Annotated in this window: 15 protein-coding genes; 5 read left to right on the top strand and 10 right to left on the bottom strand. The window is 37.6% G+C overall.

Translation table 11 applies throughout. The features are described from left to right. Positions 1-42 precede the first annotated feature (42 nt). The 4 genes from ACYVFA_RS07365 to trpF all read right to left on the bottom strand — a co-directional run bounded on the left by ACYVFA_RS07365 (position 43) and on the right by trpF (position 2,837). A complete protein-coding gene (locus ACYVFA_RS07365) occupies positions 43-1,047 on the bottom strand; it encodes a LiaI-LiaF-like domain-containing protein (protein ID WP_460471170.1) in 1,005 nt (334 codons plus the stop codon). 116 nt (positions 1,048-1,163) lie between these two features. Beyond that, complete coding sequence (locus ACYVFA_RS07360) at positions 1,164-1,637, bottom strand: PspC domain-containing protein (protein ID WP_460471169.1); 474 nt, start codon at positions 1,635-1,637, stop codon at positions 1,164-1,166. Positions 1,638-1,725: 88 nt separating this feature from the next. After that, entirely contained in the window at positions 1,726-1,947 is a 222-nt protein-coding gene (locus tag ACYVFA_RS07355) for a PspC domain-containing protein (RefSeq protein ID WP_460471168.1), read from the bottom strand. A 287-nt stretch (positions 1,948-2,234) separates the two neighbouring features. Then, positions 2,235-2,837, bottom strand: a complete 603-nt coding sequence (gene trpF / locus ACYVFA_RS07350; protein ID WP_460471167.1) for a beta/alpha barrel domain-containing protein — start codon at positions 2,835-2,837, stop codon at positions 2,235-2,237. A gap of 125 nt (positions 2,838-2,962) precedes the next feature. Between trpF and mnmA the strand changes: the two genes are divergently transcribed. Both mnmA and ACYVFA_RS07340 read left to right on the top strand, forming a co-directional pair. Next, positions 2,963-4,084: an MnmA/TRMU family protein gene (gene mnmA, locus ACYVFA_RS07345; protein WP_460471166.1), complete on the top strand. Its 1,122-nt coding sequence runs from the start codon at positions 2,963-2,965 to the stop codon at positions 4,082-4,084. Between the two features lie 151 nt (positions 4,085-4,235). Next, entirely contained in the window at positions 4,236-5,876 is a 1,641-nt protein-coding gene (locus ACYVFA_RS07340) for a S8 family serine peptidase (protein ID WP_460471165.1), read from the top strand. 119 nt (positions 5,877-5,995) lie between these two features. Here the strand turns inward: ACYVFA_RS07340 and ACYVFA_RS07335 are convergent, their stop codons facing one another. Then, complete coding sequence (locus ACYVFA_RS07335; RefSeq protein ID WP_460471164.1) at positions 5,996-6,868, bottom strand: glycosyltransferase family protein; 873 nt, start codon at positions 6,866-6,868, stop codon at positions 5,996-5,998. Beyond that, the gene (locus tag ACYVFA_RS07330) at positions 6,868-7,413 is read right to left on the bottom strand and encodes an NUDIX hydrolase (RefSeq protein WP_460471163.1); all 546 of its coding nucleotides are present in this window, start codon (positions 7,411-7,413) and stop codon (positions 6,868-6,870) included. Before ACYVFA_RS07330 ends, ACYVFA_RS07335 begins: the two co-directional genes overlap by 1 nt. Positions 7,414-7,480: 67 nt before the next feature. On the opposite strand from ACYVFA_RS07330, the gene ACYVFA_RS07325 reads away from it, so the two are divergent. Both ACYVFA_RS07325 and ACYVFA_RS07320 read left to right on the top strand, forming a co-directional pair. After that, a complete protein-coding gene (locus ACYVFA_RS07325; protein WP_460471162.1) occupies positions 7,481-8,362 on the top strand; it encodes a DUF2911 domain-containing protein in 882 nt (293 codons plus the stop codon). 169 nt (positions 8,363-8,531) lie between these two features. Next, a complete protein-coding gene (locus tag ACYVFA_RS07320) occupies positions 8,532-9,317 on the top strand; it encodes a VUT family protein (protein WP_460471161.1) in 786 nt (261 codons plus the stop codon). Positions 9,318-9,523: 206 nt separating this feature from the next. Here the strand turns inward: ACYVFA_RS07320 and ACYVFA_RS07315 are convergent, their stop codons facing one another. The 3 genes from ACYVFA_RS07315 to ACYVFA_RS07305 all read right to left on the bottom strand — a co-directional run bounded on the left by ACYVFA_RS07315 (position 9,524) and on the right by ACYVFA_RS07305 (position 12,575). After that, positions 9,524-10,048, bottom strand: a complete 525-nt coding sequence (locus ACYVFA_RS07315; RefSeq protein ID WP_460471160.1) for a metal-dependent hydrolase — start codon at positions 10,046-10,048, stop codon at positions 9,524-9,526. 88 nt (positions 10,049-10,136) lie between these two features. Continuing rightward, complete coding sequence (locus ACYVFA_RS07310; RefSeq protein ID WP_460471159.1) at positions 10,137-10,928, bottom strand: inositol monophosphatase family protein; 792 nt, start codon at positions 10,926-10,928, stop codon at positions 10,137-10,139. 36 nt (positions 10,929-10,964) lie between these two features. After that, positions 10,965-12,575 carry a DUF4139 domain-containing protein gene (locus ACYVFA_RS07305; RefSeq protein WP_460471158.1) on the bottom strand — a complete coding sequence of 537 codons (1,611 nt, stop codon included), beginning with the start codon at positions 12,573-12,575 and terminating at the stop codon, positions 10,965-10,967. Positions 12,576-12,803: 228 nt separating this feature from the next. Between ACYVFA_RS07305 and ACYVFA_RS07300 the strand changes: the two genes are divergently transcribed. After that, positions 12,804-13,874 carry an Ldh family oxidoreductase gene (locus tag ACYVFA_RS07300; protein WP_460471157.1) on the top strand — a complete coding sequence of 357 codons (1,071 nt, stop codon included), beginning with the start codon at positions 12,804-12,806 and terminating at the stop codon, positions 13,872-13,874. A gap of 4 nt (positions 13,875-13,878) precedes the next feature. Here the strand turns inward: ACYVFA_RS07300 and ACYVFA_RS07295 are convergent, their stop codons facing one another. Then, positions 13,879-15,621 carry a T9SS type B sorting domain-containing protein gene (locus ACYVFA_RS07295; RefSeq protein ID WP_460471156.1) on the bottom strand — a complete coding sequence of 581 codons (1,743 nt, stop codon included), beginning with the start codon at positions 15,619-15,621 and terminating at the stop codon, positions 13,879-13,881. Positions 15,622-15,816 lie beyond the last annotated feature (195 nt).

Here is a 15,816-nt window from a genome sequence, read left to right as displayed (position 1 = left end):
GGTTTCAAAACCTGTGCGCCAATTTACTACTGTTAAATATTATTAATAACGGACAATCTTGATGGATGATAGACCTGTATCTGCATCAACCTTGATTTTCTTGGTAGCATTATCATAGCCTGGTGTTCTCCATACGCCATCTCCCATTTTATCAAAACCGTCCAGATCTTTTGAACTTAATGCACCATCCATTCTGAACTCGCAGCCTACACCTTGAGGAACACTCAATTTTACGCTGGTAACACCTGAATTAATATCAACTTCTACATTGTCAACTTTATCCCCTAATTTCACATCAATATCAGCGGCACCTGAGTTCATGTTTAGCTTTTTGACTTTATAATCGCTGAAATCGAAGTCAACTTCGCCTGCGCCAATGCCTAAATCAATATCCCAGATAGTGCCTTTGTTCAATTTGATAACTACATCATTATTGAAATTATTATCACTATCAAAATGGAAATTTCCTTTTTTACCCTTTTGCTCAAACTCAATGGTTTTTACGCCATTCGCCAGGTCTTCTGTAAGTACATATCCACTTCTGTATTGAAGATGCGTAGATGCCTCAAAAAGGTTATTTGTTGATTCTTCCAGGTCAAACTCAGCGGCACCACCACCTATTTTTAATTTGGTTTCGGTGATACCCGATGCCATGGGAACAGAGTAGAAGTTTTTGTAGCCGTCTCCATCAGAACTATCCGAACTTGACGAATTATGGTCGTAGTCATCATCATCGTCGTCATCAAAATCAACGTGCCAATCATGTTTCATATCATCTTTCCAATCGTTTACGCCATCATCCACGCATGTGAAAATGCCTAGAGGTATAGCAAAGGCGATTAATAAAGCAGACGTGGCATTGTATAAAGTACGGCTGCGATTCAGGAAGGCAAAAACACCGGCTAGAATCAGGAGAAGTGGCCAGAAACGGGCGATTCCGCCGAATGACCAATGTAAATCAAACCAATCGAGATTTGTTCCTAAGAACAGGAAGCCAATCACAATAAGAACGGCACCCCAGAAAATATTACTTGTTCTTCTTTCCATTTTTTTAAGAGTTTAGAACTCCCCGATATTACACATTTGCCTGATGCTATGATAATAAAAACCCTTCCCCATTTTGGGTTGAACCGGAACGAGAAAGGGTAGGGAGATATGGGTTATCAAAGATTTGTGTCTATATCATTTTTTGGATAATTTGGAAAATTATCATCCTTGCGGTCTCTCACGATTAACCAAACACCTAAACCAACCAGGATTAAAGGCCACATCTGACCGATATATCTAAATAGGTTAATATGAAAGAAAGTTTTGAAAGAAAATATAATACCTAGAATGATGAGGACAGCTCCTCCAACCAAATTGTTGTTTTGATTGCGATTGCGCATAGTTGTAAAGTTTGAGGTTTCAGAATTAATAGTTTCGTTTATTGTTGCGTTAGCATAACCGTATGAGTCCTTTACAGGTAATACTATCCATAAAATAATATAAGTTAAACCTGATGGGAACGGTGTGAATAATAATAATACAAAAAGTACGCGAATAAGTGTTACATCTATTTCAAAATATTCGGCTAATCCTTGTGCTACTCCACCTAAGGTACTATTGTTTTTGATACGATATAGTCTCTTTTGCATTTTTTTGTTGGTTATGAGGCAAACAAGCTGTTTGCCTCGTTGAGATATTTTGAATCATCTACTCCACTTTGCCTCGTGTGGCCCTCACTTATGGATTGACCACGATATTGTTATTTGCCATCACAGACTCTTTCGTTGGCATAATAGCCCACAAAACGATGTAAGGAATAACTGAAGGGATGGGTGCAAAAAATGCTATCACAAATAGTAATCTAACCAAAGTTACATCTATATCAAAATATTCAGCAAAACCGGAAGCTACACCACCTAACATTTTGCTACTTTTAATTCTATACAATTGCTTTCTCATTTTTTTAAATATTTATATGTTTTGTTTTTCTTTTCATTTCAACCACTTCTGTGTGATTGATGAAACAAAGATATAGGCGAAAGACGGTACTATGTATAGCAAACTACATGAATGGAAATTTTCAATGTCAAAGGGATAAATTGTATGACGATTTATCAATGCTAAATCCTAAAATTCCCTTTTAAACCACATATAAAGCAAATATAAGCTTAAATCGCAATGATTGAGAGCTGATTGATGATTGCTAATTGATTATATTTATAGATAATCTAATTTAAAAACAAGATTTAATCTACCTCTAATTGCTCCAGGATTTCACTCAATTCATCATAATCTTTATAACCGGGGCGTATTTCGTGAGAACCTTTCAGCGCTATGCCTTTCAAATGAGTTTCTTCTAAAATCTGTTGAACATTATCTGGTGTAACGCCAAATCCTAAAATAACGGGATTATCAAAGGCGTATTCTTTTAAATGATAGAGAAAGAAATCAGTCATTTCCTGCCCATCAATCAAAAAGTAGGTAATAAAAGAATTGTAGAGTTTCAGGTAATCTTCAAGATACGCACTGTCAGCATCCAGTTTCAGAATAATGGGTTTACCCAGGTTGGTTATTTTGGGTAATAAGGCAGGGTCAGCAATTTGAAGTATATCTATTTCATAAGTTTGTAATAGTGCAGCGATTTCATCATAATCTGATGATTGGGTTTCTCCGACAATTTGTACACCCGCCAACCACGATTTAATTTCTTTCAGTTTTTCAGTTGGCATATAGTCATCCGAAAATTTATCCATCACAAAACCAACTAATTCTACGCCCATACCTGCACAGTATCGTGCATCAGATAAATTGGTGATATTACTTACTTTAACGAGTGTTTGTAGTGCCATTCTGAAATTTTGTTGAAAACGAGCCTCAAAATTAGTTCAGAACTATTCAGAATCAAATTCTGTTCACTAATTTTGCATATTAATTCACTAAAACGGCAGACTTTGAATCTGCGACAGTTATATACATGAGCAAACACGGACGAATTTTAGTCGCCATGAGTGGCGGTATTGACAGCTCTCTTGCAGCTGTTCTTCTTCACGAACAAGGATATGAAGTAATTGGTATGACCATGAAAACATGGGATTATGCTTCATCAGGTGGAAACAAAAAAGAAACAGGTTGTTGCAGCCTTGATTCTATTAATGATGCCCGCAACATAGCAGTGAACCTGGGCTTCCCGCATTATATTCTTGATATCAGAAATGAATTTGGTGATTATGTAATTGATCATTTTACTGGTGAATACCTGGAGGGGCGTACCCCTAATCCATGCGTTTTATGTAATACCCACATTAAATGGGATGCTCTTTTACGAAGAGCAGATAAACTGGATTGCGAATTTATAGCTACAGGGCATTATGCAAATATAAGACAGGAAAACGGAAGACATATCATTTCCAAAGGCGTTGATACCTGGAAAGACCAGAGTTATGTATTATGGGGGGTATCACAAGAAAGTCTTGCCCGCACGCAATTGCCACTCGGGCATCTGAAAAAAACAGAAATCAGAGCAATGGCTACCGAAAAAGGATTTTTTGATTTGGTTAATAAGTCTGAATCATATGAAATCTGTTTTGTGCCGGATAATGATTACAGAGGTTTCTTAAAACGCAGAGTCGAGGGACTGGAGGATAGAGTAAGAGGTGGAAACTTTGTAATGCAGGATGGTAAAGTAGTTGGCCAACATGAAGGCTATCCTTTTTATACTATCGGGCAAAGAAAAGGCTTAGGAATTGCTTTAGGCAAACCAGTTTTTGTAACAGAAATCAGAAAAGATACCAATGAAGTAGTATTGGGCGAAGAAAAAGACCTGGAAAGAGACGGTATGATGGTAGGTAAACTGGTGATGCAGAAATATGAAAACCTGATTGACCGACCTCTGGAAACAGTTACCAAAGTACGTTATAAACATGAAGGCTCACCAGCACAAATTGTGCAGGAAGGCGAAAAAATGAAAGTCATTTTCCATGAGCCAGTGACAGGTATAGCACCAGGTCAGGCGGCAGTTTTCTACGAAGGAGATGATGTAGTAGGAGGGGGCTGGATTTTGAAGAGTTTTAAGCAATCAGCCGAAAGTTTTCTATGATTTGGTTGTTTAGTTAACTTCTGAAAATTTTTATCAATTAATAGAGAAATAATGATGTGCCAATTTTTCAAAGGATTGGCACTTTTTTCATATCTGGAAGTAACAAATATCAGCCCCTATCGTTATATTTGAAGTATTATCCGTATAGTCTATGAAGAAGAATTTACTTGTAATTTTATTGCTTTTGCTTCAATTGCCGGCTTTGGCTCAGAACCAATATTTGATTGTGTTTAAAGACAAAGCTAATTCAACCTATTCTGTTTCTAATCCGAAACAATTCCTTTCTGACCGTTCTATTCAACGACGTGCTAAGCAAAAGATAGCTGTTACTGAGCGCGATTTACCTCCCAATATTGCTTATCTGAGTGAAGTAAGCAAAACCGGAGCCAAGATTTTGTATAAATCCCGTTGGCTGAATGCAGCCTTGATTCAGGCAACACCTGCTGTTTTAAGCCAGGTTTTAAAACTTTCGTTCGTAAAAGGATTAGAGGGGGCTGGAGATATTAGAAACGCACGCATCGGTGAAGGCAGTGAGTATAAAACTACAAGAAATAAATTTGGTTCGGAAGAGCTTACAGATAATGGTTTTTCTCAAACCCAATTAGCTATGCTGGGAGCAGATAAAATGCATGCAAAAGGTTTCAAAGGAGAGGGGATGCTGATAGGTGTTTTAGATTCAGGTTTTCAGAACGCGGATCAATTAAGCTTCTTTAAAGATTTATTTGCAGATAAACGAGTGATTGGCACTTTTGATTTTGTAGATAGAGAATTAAACGTTTATAACGATCATACGCATGGAACAAGCGTACTCTCTTGTATGGCAGCTTATGAAAGCGGAAGAATTGTAGGAACTGCCTATAAAGCCAGCTATTTATTATTACGTACTGAAGATGTTTATTCAGAAACTAAACGTGAAGAAGCCAACTGGCTTTTTGGCGCTGAAATGGCAGATAGCGTAGGGGTTGATGTGATTAATACTTCGTTGGGCTATTCTACTTTTGATAATGCGGCTCAGGACTATAAATATTCTGATATGAATGGAGATCGTGCCTTGGCCACGAGAGCAGCAGACTGGGCAGCGCAAGTAGGAATACTAGTGGTAGCCTCAGCAGGAAATGAAGGAAGTGATACCTGGAAATATATAGGTACACCGGCTGACGCCGATTCTATTATTGCAGTAGGCGCTGTAACAGGTAATAGAAGTGTAGCTACTTTTAGTTCTTATGGACCTTCAGCAGACGGAAGAATTAAACCGGAATTGGCCGCACAAGGTCAGGGAACATTGGTAGGAACACCTGGTAATACAACAGGATATAGTAATGGAACTTCGTTTTCATCGCCTTTAATGGCTGGTTTTGCAACGGGTTTCTGGCAGGCATTTCCTGAGCTGACTAATATGCAGGTGAGAGATTATCTGATTCGTTCGGCTAGTCAGTATGAAAACCCTGACAATAGAATAGGTTTTGGTATTCCTGATTTTGAAAAGGCATATGAGATCGCGGAATTAGAGAAGTTAATAAATAGCTTGAAAAAACAAGGAAAGGATGTGGTGGTATTTCCGAATCCATCTAATACCCAGAATGACCCGATGAAAGTGTGGGTATTGAAAGATGATGCCGGAAAGAACTTTGAATATAAATTATTTGATATGACAGGCAAGGTAATCTGGTCGATGGAAACCACAGATAAAAATATTTCATTACCTACTAAGATTGACTACTGGCAAACGAATTATATCTTAAAGGTTACTTCTGATAACCTTAATTTTACTACTAAAGTTGCAAGGAATTAATATTAATTGGATTGCCAAACTTAGTGCCATTTGTGAACATTGTGCCTTAAAGATTTTGCCACAATGTTCACAAAGTACTCAATTTTACACTCTATATCTTGCAGGACAACTCTGAATTTCTAGATAATCTTATAATTCTTATACTCTCCGGGTCTCCAGCCCGTAAGGCTTTCTATAAAGAGCAGGATTCTATTTCTTAAGCTATACCTCTTCTCTGCTACATTAAATATAAAATTCCAGCTAGCTAGTTCAATCCGCTTTTGCATAACCTTTGGATGGGTCTCTTCAAAAATACGAAGCGAATCTATTTTTGAATAATCAAAGTCCACCTCATCTAGTTGCATTTTATCAATTTCTTCCTGCGTATGCCATAGGGCATGGAAATTGCGGACTTTCTCAGCCATTTTTTTTGGAGGTCTTACCCACCCATAATGATAGATATAGGCGTCGATCGGTTTTACATTTAATTTGGTATTGTCCAGTTTCCGAAACCCCTGAGCATCACGATAGGAGGCTACAGTTTTCGTATTTCTGATAATTCTTATCTCATTCCGATACCATTTTCTTGAATCAGCTACATAATTAAAAGAGCCGTAGAAGTGAGTGTATTTAAAAAGTAAGCCCTCAACTTTTAAATCATGTTCATACTTTAGCATCGCTTGCCGGATGGTATCGTAGTACTTCTCATGCACTACTTCATCACATTGAATGTAAAATGCCCAGGTTGTATCCGGGCTGATGGCCGCAATAGCTTTATCGGTTTCAACAGCTAAAACCCTTCCACCTGTTTTTAAAGACTCATCCCAGATAGTTTCAATGATTCGTATTTTATCCGACTTAATGGATTGTATCAATGCCAGCGTATCATCTTCTGATTTACCCACCGCAACCACAAACTCATCACACATGGGTAATACTGAAGTGATGGCCTCAATGGCTGGGTAATCATACTTAATTGCATTCCGAACGATGGTAAATCCTGTAACTTTCATCAGATTGTTATTTGTCCTGTTTTTCTAACCATTCTTATCATTGATTCCTCACTATTCAATTCTTTCACTTTAGCTAATTCTATCCATGCTAAATCATTTGACTCTTCATTAATTAATAAAGGTAAATCTTTATTAGCTTTAAACATAAAGCGTATATCATAATGAAAGTGCTCAGGAATACCTTTGCGTTCAGGAATTGTATGAATGTCCAGATCAAATATGCTCTCATTTACTACCTGAATATCGCTTACTCCAGTTTCTTCTAAGGCTTCCTTTAAGGCAACTGCAAATACATCACTGTCTCCGTCACAATGCCCTCCTGGTTGAAACCATCTATTAAGTTTCCGATGATGCATCATTAAAACAAATTGTCCGGAATTATCTAAAATCCAGGCGGAGCCCGTTATATGCCCAATTAATAATTCTCTGTCAAAACAATTCGTATAAGTATTCACGAAGTCAATGGTTTTTTGTGTCATTGATTGCTCGTTTGAGTCGATGCCAATATGTTTATTAAGTAATTCAAGTATTTTTTTTCGGTGCATACTTCAACAATTATTATTAATTTGCGGCGAAAATTAGTTTATTAAAACAACGAAATATCACAATTAAATGAAAAAAATTGCATGTCTCTTGGTAAGTTGTTTATTGTCAGCAACTTATACTTTTGCTCAGGTAGCTCCTGCTCCAAGTCCTGGTGCTTCGGTTTCTCAGGTAGTAGGTACTTCAAAAATTTCAATCGATTATTCTCGTCCAATGTTAAGAGGCCGCGAAATTTTCGGAAAATTAATTCCTTTTGATAAAGTGTACCGTACAGGTGCCAACTCTTCTACAAAAATCGAAATATCGTCTGATATTAATGTACAAGGAAAAGCCTTGAAAGCTGGTAAATATGCTATCATGTCTATCCCTGGTGCCTCTAACTGGACAGTTATTTTCAGCAAAGACCTGAACGTAAGTGAGCAAAGTTATAGCCAATCAAATGATGTATTGAGAGTTACTGCTCCGGTGCAATCAGTTCCAACTGTTGAATCATTTACTTTTGATTTCTCAGATGTAAAAGATGATGCAGCTAATTTGAATATCTCGTGGGAGAAAACAAAAGTTTCATTGGCTATTACAGTAGATAATATTTCTGCCATGGATGTGGCTTTAGATCAAAAAAATAATGAAACTGCCAATGCTTTCCAACAAGCGGCGGAATATATGGTTGCAAAAGGCTTGGATTTAAACAAAGCTTTAGCTTTGGTTGACAAATCTTTGGCCTTACGCGAAAACTTCCGTAATAACTGGATTAAAGCACAGATCCTTGATAAATTAGGAAAACCATCTGAAGCGCTAGGCTTTGCTTTAAAAGCACAAACGCTAGGTAATGGCGATGGGGTCTATCCATTCTTCAAAGACAGTATCGAAAAAGGAATCGCTGATATGAAAGCGAAAATTCCGGTAGCTGCGCCTTCAGTAACTACACCAGCAAAGAAAAAGAAAGCATAATTGCTATTTTCAGTATATAAAATCCCAAACGAAGTTTACTCCGTTTGGGATTTTTGTTTTATTTGAATATTAAAAAACACCTCTATAAGCCAATAAAAATTACGAGATTATTTGAGAAAAAGAGATTTACAATTAATTTTAACAATTACTCAATCACTAAATACTAGCCATGTCAACAGACTCTATTAATTCTAAAAAACAAACGCTTTATATAATCCTGTGCGGCATTTTCCTGACGAATGCGATTGTGGCAGAAATTATCGGCTCAAAAATATTCTCAGTTGAACAAACATTAGGAATTTCTCCCATGCAATTACCCCTATTTGGTCAGAGATTTGATTTTAATATGTCGGCTGGGGTACTCAACTGGCCATTTGTATTTATTACTTCTGATATTATCAATGAATATTTTGGTAAAAGCGGGGTTAGGAAAATCTCCTATCTGACGGCCATTCTGATAGCATATGCCTTTATTATCATCTATCTTTCAACGATTGTTATGCCTGCCGAATTCTGGGTTAACCATAATAATAAAGATTTATCAGGTAATCCATTGAATATCAATGATGCTTATAAAATTATATTCCGACAAGGCTTGGGAATTATTTTGGGCTCGATTACTGCCTTTCTGGTAGGGCAAATTTTAGATGCCACAGTATTTCACTGGCTAAGAAAATATACAAACAATAAAATGATTTGGCTAAGGGCAACTGGCTCAACGATTGTGTCACAGTTAATTGATAGTTATGTAGTAGTATTTATTGCTTTTTATGTATTCAATAACTGGACGTTGACAGAGGTATTTACCACAGGTACGAATAACTATATCTATAAATTTGCAGTAGCGGTGTTATTGACGCCGGTTATATATCTGGCACATAATCTGATTGACAGATATTTAGGCAAAGAGCATGCGCATAAAATTATTGATGAAGCTACATTTACGCCCATGTAAGCTAGAGGTGGAAGAACAATTCTAAAACAATAAAAGAGCAGTTTACTACTGCTCTTTTATTGTTGGAAATTTCGACATATCGACCTGACAAGTACCACAGCCTTTTGCGCATCCTGCATTATTTTTGACCGCGAACTGTTTTCTTACGGTATTTCCGAGATAAGCTAAAGCTCCTAAAAATACGACACCGATTACAATATTCTCTATCATCTTCTTCCTAAGGCTTGTAAAATGTGTTGATAATGATGCTCTGAATGCCAGGCATACAAAGCAATAACCTCCTGAATCTCAAAAGACTTCTGATAACCTCCGTGGTAATAAGTCTTTTTTAAAGCTTGTTTATCCAAACTCCTGAACAAAAACACCATCCGCTTATGCACACCCTCTATAATTTGTAAAGAAGGTTTGATAGGCAGTTGATGGTCGGGCAATTGTGCCCATGCTGCTTCATCATAACCTTTTATTGGCGGATTTTGTTCAGTTAAAGCAAAACGAATTCGCGTGAACATATTTATATGACTATCTGCGATATGATGTACTACCTGACGGACTGTCCAACCCTCAGGGCGATAAGGAGTATCTAATTCTGCATCACTCAGTTGGGCAGTCAATACTTTTAAGCGTTGCGGGAGTTTTTCTAAAACTTTGATATGTGCCTTGGTATCACGCAGAGTATATTTATTGCCATATACAAAGTCACCAATCGGATATTTCAATTGTTCAAGAGTCATGAGTCAGGTTTAGATTATATAGTGAGTGTTAATTGTAATCGGCGTAAATACTTGTGATAATTTATGCCATGAATTCGATTAATATCTATCAATTCCAGTATTGTTGTATTTCGGTCAAAAGTTCTGCATGAACAGCTGAACCTGCTACTACATCACCTCTGAAAAGATGTTCGTCAGTTCCTGAAAAATCGGTAACTACTCCACCTGCTTCGGTAATCAATAAAATACCTGCTGCCATATCCCATGAGTTCAGATTATATTCATAGAATCCATCAAAGTAGCCACAAGCTACATAAGCTAAATCAATAGCTGCAGAACCCATACGGCGTAAACCATGCGTTTTCTGCATCAGCGATTCCAGAATTTTAAGATATTTATCCTGATTCTCAAATTTATAATAGGGGAACCCGGTAGCCAGCAGACTTTCTCCTAAGTGCTTGTTAGGGGAGACACTGATTTTCTCACCATTTCTAAAAGCACCAGCATCTTTAATAGCGGAGAAGGTTTCTTGCGTGCAGACATTATAAACTACACCTACCAATACATCTTTTCCTTTTGCCAAGGCTAGGCTTACTGAATAATTGGGCAAACTATGAATAAAGTTGGCAGTACCATCCAATGGATCAATAATCCAGTTAAGCCCGGCTATATCATTGGTTTCAGCAGTGCCTTCTTCGGTAATAAACCCAGCTTCCGGCAGAATCTCTGCTAATTTGCTGACGATTAGTTTTTCAGTTTCCTTATCAACGTATGATACTACATTGTTTACTGCTTTGTATTCAACAGAGGTTGTGCTGAATTTCTTTGCTTCAGTGGCGATAAACTGCCCTGCCTCTTGTGCTACAAGAATTACCTCCTGACAGATTTTTTCTAAATTCATATTTTCTTTGGCGCGAGCTTCCTGCTCGCATAATATTTACAAACCTTGTATATTCTTCCCTTTCGGATATTTTACGTTATACTTTAAAAGAATCTCCTTATTATCTAATGGTTGAAGCGTTAAACGCCAGATAAGTTTACCGGTTTCTTTATTATAATCAGCTCCTTGCAACTCTTCGGTTTCCACTTCAATTCTGCTATCTTGTGAGATAGGAACCTGGTCTTCAATCACAATATCAATAGGCTCACTCTTGGTATTTCTTAATGTAATTTTATAACCAAAAGACTCTTTTACATTTGAACCAATATTTCTTCTCGACTTAAAGGCTTCAACAGTCTCTCGTTTAGTAATGATTTTCTTATCACGACCCAATGAAATCAATAAAGAGTCTTTAGTATCACTATTAGCAATATCTGAAGTACCTACAAATGTGCCTTCAAAGTAAATATTTGCACTCCCCGGAAGCAAATTATATTTTTCCCAATTAGTAATAATAGCTGTCAGGAAGGCATCTCTGTCATATTTTGGAACAGCATAATATTTATAAGTAGCAGGTAAATTAAAATTCTGAATATCAACCATTTCAGGGTTTCCGCCTGAAATAATTGAGTAAGGCATTGAAATGTCGAAGTTGACTGATAAAGTAGTTTGGACTGTACTTACGAAATCAGCCGTCGTAGCCAATTTGTCCTGGTCAATTGGAGCAGGAGCAGCTAATGCAGACTCCGTATTTATCTTATTGAATTGACTAGATGCACCTCTGATTCGTACGGGCATTGGCTCATAAACACTGACGTACTGTGCACTTAATTCCGGTTTTGTACCGCCCTCTGATGGATTAGAGGTCGAAAGCGTCAGCTTTACATTCTTCCAATCAATACCAGTATTCTGAAATACATTAGCTCGGTAAGCTAATGCAATATCACTACGCGTATCCTTTGCTCTTATATCGTAAATTGGTGACCATCCTGCTGCATTTGCTACATAACTTAAATTGATTTCTAAAGTGGCATTGGCTTTTGAAGATACTGTTAACTCTATTTCTCCGGCAGGCTGATTCAAATTACCTCCTTGTGAGTTTAACTGATTTTGCAGGCGCGTCAATTTGTCGTTTGCTTCTTTTGCCTGGCGAGCCAACTGCATCTGACGGGTACCTATTTCAGTCAGTTTCGTACGGAAAAAATCAAGCATTTCTTTCAAATCTTCTGGTGTTACGCCATCTTTTTCGTTTTTGATATTAGCGTTCGCCATCAGCATATTCCGCTCATTATCTGCTACTTTTATCAGCATATCAATAGTTTGAACCTCCGTAGTGATAATTCTGATGGAATCTTCCAGTACATTTCGTTTTTTGTTGCCCAGATAATTATGTTTGAATTTTACACCCATGATTACCACATCACCTTTACCACCTACCTGAACACTACTTGGGTCGATTGTGGAAGCTACGTTGCTGATAATCAACTTAGTAGTGCCTGCCTGAACTGTTGCTTTTACTTTTGCATCAATCTGAGCCCGATTCAGGAATACTGTAATGTGTTGGTTTTCAGCCTCTACGCGAACCTGATTCTGAGAGAAAACAAAGATTCGCATGCCAAGCAAAAAAACGATGAAAAAAGGAGAACCTCTGAAAAAAGATTTTTTCATAATAAATAGGTTTAGAAACAAAGGTGGTTGAATGGTATATTTAATTATTCCATTAACGATTTTACAGACTAAAAATTTAATCAATTTTGAAGACAATTTTAAGAAAAAATATTCGCTTTGCCGTTTTTTATTTTCCTTTGCTGAAAAATAATAAATGGGTAATCTATATACAGAATCGCTCTTTAAAAGCAATTTGATAGAGATTGCCTGAATTTACTGATTGGTAAGATGATTAAAGAGAAAAAATTAAGAAGTTTTACAGAAAAAATATTCACCGCCATTGGCTGTTCATCGAAAGATGCCAGACTTGCTGCTGATGTATTGGTATCAGCCGATTTAAGAGGCGTAGATTCGCACGGAACGGCTCGTTTGGCAGGGTATGTGAGATTATACGACCATGGTCGCTTAAATCCAACACCTCAAATTAGAATCATACACGAAACACCCTCAACGGCTGTTATTGATGGAGATAAAGGATTAGGGTTAGTCGTAGCACCCTTTGCCATGAAAGTAGCGATGAAAAAGGCTAAAAGATATGGTTCAGGCTGGATTTCGGTACAAAACTCCAATCATTTCGGTATTGCAGGTTATCATTCGATGCTTGCTTTGCAAAATGATATGATTGGCTGGGCAATGACCAATGCTGCTCCATTAGTAGTTCCAACCTTTGCTACTGAAAAAATGCTAGGAACAAACCCAATAGCCGTATCAGTTCCAGCCGGAAAACAACCACCATTTGTGGCAGATTTTGCCACTACAGCTGTTGCTTATGGTAAACTGGAAATTCTACAGCGCAAAGGGCTACCTGCACCAATCGGCTGGGTACAGGATGCTAATGGTGGTGCAACTGATGATTCGAACGCAATCAAAAATGGGGGAGGACTTTTACCTTTAGGCGGAGACCGTGAGCATGGCAGCCACAAAGGTTATGGTTTGGGGGCTATCGTTGATATTTTTTCAGGTGTTTTGTCTGGGGCTAATTTCGGGCCTTGGGTGCCTCCATTTGCTACGGCAGGTTTTCATGGAGTTGCGGCTGAGCAAGTGGGTAATGGTACAGGCCATTTTTTAGGCGCTATGCGTATTGATGGTTTCCGTCCGAAGGAAGAATTTAAGGAGAGCATGGATACATGGATTAAGCGTTTCAGAGAGGCTAAACATATCAGCGGAAATCCTGTGTTGATTCCGGGCGACCCAGAAAGAGAATTGGAAAAAATCAGAAGAGCTGATGGAATCCCATTAAATGAAAAAGTAATTGAAGATTTAAAAGGATTGGGAGATAGATTTCAGGTGAAATTTTAAAGAATTACCTTAATAGTGTAACCGAACCCAGATTCTTCACAAATGTTCCGTCGCTTAGCTCTATCAAAACCTTATAAGTATAGAGCCCCGACGGAGCATTTTGCCCATGATACGTCCCATTCCACCCATGTTCTGCATTCGATGGTGGAATGTTCTCTTTGATAAAAATGGCATCTCCCCAACGGTCATAAATGCTTAATTCTTTGATCTGTCTGACACATTTTGCTCCATAAATAAAAAAAATATCATTAACACTATCGCCATTGGGTGAAAAAGCCTGTGGGGCGTAAACTGTGCTACAAGTGTTCACTTTTACATTAAAAGAGTCTTCTTTCTTACATAAATCATCATTCACAGTTACCTTATAAGTTGTATTGTCTGTAGGTTTTACCCATGTTTCTGCGCAATTTGTACAAATTACGGTATTGTCATCCGGCGACCATTCATAGATATAGTTCCCTGCCGGGCTGGCTAAGGCGTGTAATTCAACACTATCTCCTAACATCATACTGAGGTCGTGCGATTGAACTGGTAAATTAAAATCCCTGATTATGAGGTGAGTAGTGATGATACTATCACAAACTGAGGGATTAGAAACTCTCGTGACATAAGTCCCTGCTGTGGAATAGTTCATAGTACCTACTTTCAGTACCTCTCCCTGACAGATGATTTTATTCTGGGTATATAAAGTCAAGGGGTTGACCGTCAGATTAAGCGTAACTGTACTATCGCAAATACCAAAGCGATTAATATTCTTAATAAACTGTCCTTGTGTTGTATAATCCTGATCTTCAACGGTAAATTTCTGACCATCACAAATAGAAATATGTAATTCGCTCTTACCATCCTGATATTTTATTGTATAATCCAATTGTAGCTCACAATCATCACTAATACTACCCAAAGGCACCACTTTTACATGATATTGGTCACCTAATTTGGCTTTTACTTTAATAGTTGGCGTGGTCTCGCCTGTATTCCATGTATATTTTTTGAATCCGTCAGGTGCCTTTAGAATCAGATTCCCATCCGGGTCAGGACAGATGGAGGTAGCTTTAACTTCAGATTTTAAGCACTCGGCATCAAAATAGGCATAACCTTCATGAGAGCGTTTAGTGCATCCATGAGAGGTTACTTCCACTGAAATAATCTGACCGAGATAATTCCGTAAATCCACTGCTCCGGTTGTCCAGTTTTTGAATTGATAAAAACCCTGCGAATTAAACCCGTCGGCTGTGCCATTAGATAATAATTGTACATCAAAAGAATTGCAGACTAATTCCTGACCACTTTGGTTGCGGATAATTATGGTAAAGCCTGGCTTTTGGTAAGCGGTATGACCAGATTGGTCATTTTCAAGAACAACAGCAAATTTATATTGAAATAGGGTATTATCTGCGGTAACCCGAAATGAAGTGCTGATTCTTGAAAAAGTATTGCCGGTTTCTGTATTTCCGATTCTGATTGAGTGAGTACTGCCCGGAGCAACCATCGGTATAGGAAAAGAAGTTATTTTGGGGTCATTCCCATCACTTGCACTGGTAATATAATGTTCTTTCCCTCTTGTGCCTGGGTTATCAACGCCGTAAAAGAATTTCTCGTTAAAATCATAAACACTCCCATAAGACATAACCCAACCATTTGTATTACCTAATTCAAAACCAATATTCGAGCAATCGATCATTTGAGCATTGCTTAGCGGATTAATAAACAGAATAAAGAATAATAAGGGTAATATTCTTCTCATGGCAGGGTATCTGTTAGACTAAAATTCTTAATTCATACAGTGTTTTTATTCTTAAAAATTAAAGGAGTGTTTTAGTATAAGGGTTGGTATTGTTATAGACGAATAATGTGTGTAATACGTTGGCTCTCAATTGTTTTTTGTAAAAATAATAATTTCTTATAATGTAAAAACATTGAACGGATTAAATTCAATTCT

Source organism: Emticicia fontis (assembly GCF_054779675.1).
The sequence above is the reverse complement of the archived record's forward strand: the minus strand, read 5'-3'. Positions and strand labels throughout refer to the sequence as shown.

Coding starts and splice junctions, on each gene's coding strand:
- ACYVFA_RS07365 (WP_460471170.1), bottom strand. CDS start 1,047: ATGGAAAGAAGAACAAGTAATATTTTCTGGGGTGCCGTTCTTATTGTG.
- ACYVFA_RS07360 (WP_460471169.1), bottom strand. CDS start 1,637: ATGCAAAAGAGACTATATCGTATCAAAAACAATAGTACCTTAGGTGGA.
- ACYVFA_RS07355 (WP_460471168.1), bottom strand. CDS start 1,947: ATGAGAAAGCAATTGTATAGAATTAAAAGTAGCAAAATGTTAGGTGGT.
- trpF (WP_460471167.1), bottom strand. CDS start 2,837: ATGGCACTACAAACACTCGTTAAAGTAAGTAATATCACCAATTTATCT.
- mnmA (WP_460471166.1), top strand. CDS start 2,963: ATGAGCAAACACGGACGAATTTTAGTCGCCATGAGTGGCGGTATTGAC.
- ACYVFA_RS07340 (WP_460471165.1), top strand. CDS start 4,236: ATGAAGAAGAATTTACTTGTAATTTTATTGCTTTTGCTTCAATTGCCG.
- ACYVFA_RS07335 (WP_460471164.1), bottom strand. CDS start 6,868: ATGAAAGTTACAGGATTTACCATCGTTCGGAATGCAATTAAGTATGAT.
- ACYVFA_RS07330 (WP_460471163.1), bottom strand. CDS start 7,413: ATGCACCGAAAAAAAATACTTGAATTACTTAATAAACATATTGGCATC.
- ACYVFA_RS07325 (WP_460471162.1), top strand. CDS start 7,481: ATGAAAAAAATTGCATGTCTCTTGGTAAGTTGTTTATTGTCAGCAACT.
- ACYVFA_RS07320 (WP_460471161.1), top strand. CDS start 8,532: ATGTCAACAGACTCTATTAATTCTAAAAAACAAACGCTTTATATAATC.
- ACYVFA_RS07315 (WP_460471160.1), bottom strand. CDS start 10,048: ATGACTCTTGAACAATTGAAATATCCGATTGGTGACTTTGTATATGGC.
- ACYVFA_RS07310 (WP_460471159.1), bottom strand. CDS start 10,928: ATGAATTTAGAAAAAATCTGTCAGGAGGTAATTCTTGTAGCACAAGAG.
- ACYVFA_RS07305 (WP_460471158.1), bottom strand. CDS start 12,575: ATGAAAAAATCTTTTTTCAGAGGTTCTCCTTTTTTCATCGTTTTTTTG.
- ACYVFA_RS07300 (WP_460471157.1), top strand. CDS start 12,804: ATGATTAAAGAGAAAAAATTAAGAAGTTTTACAGAAAAAATATTCACC.
- ACYVFA_RS07295 (WP_460471156.1), bottom strand. CDS start 15,621: ATGAGAAGAATATTACCCTTATTATTCTTTATTCTGTTTATTAATCCG.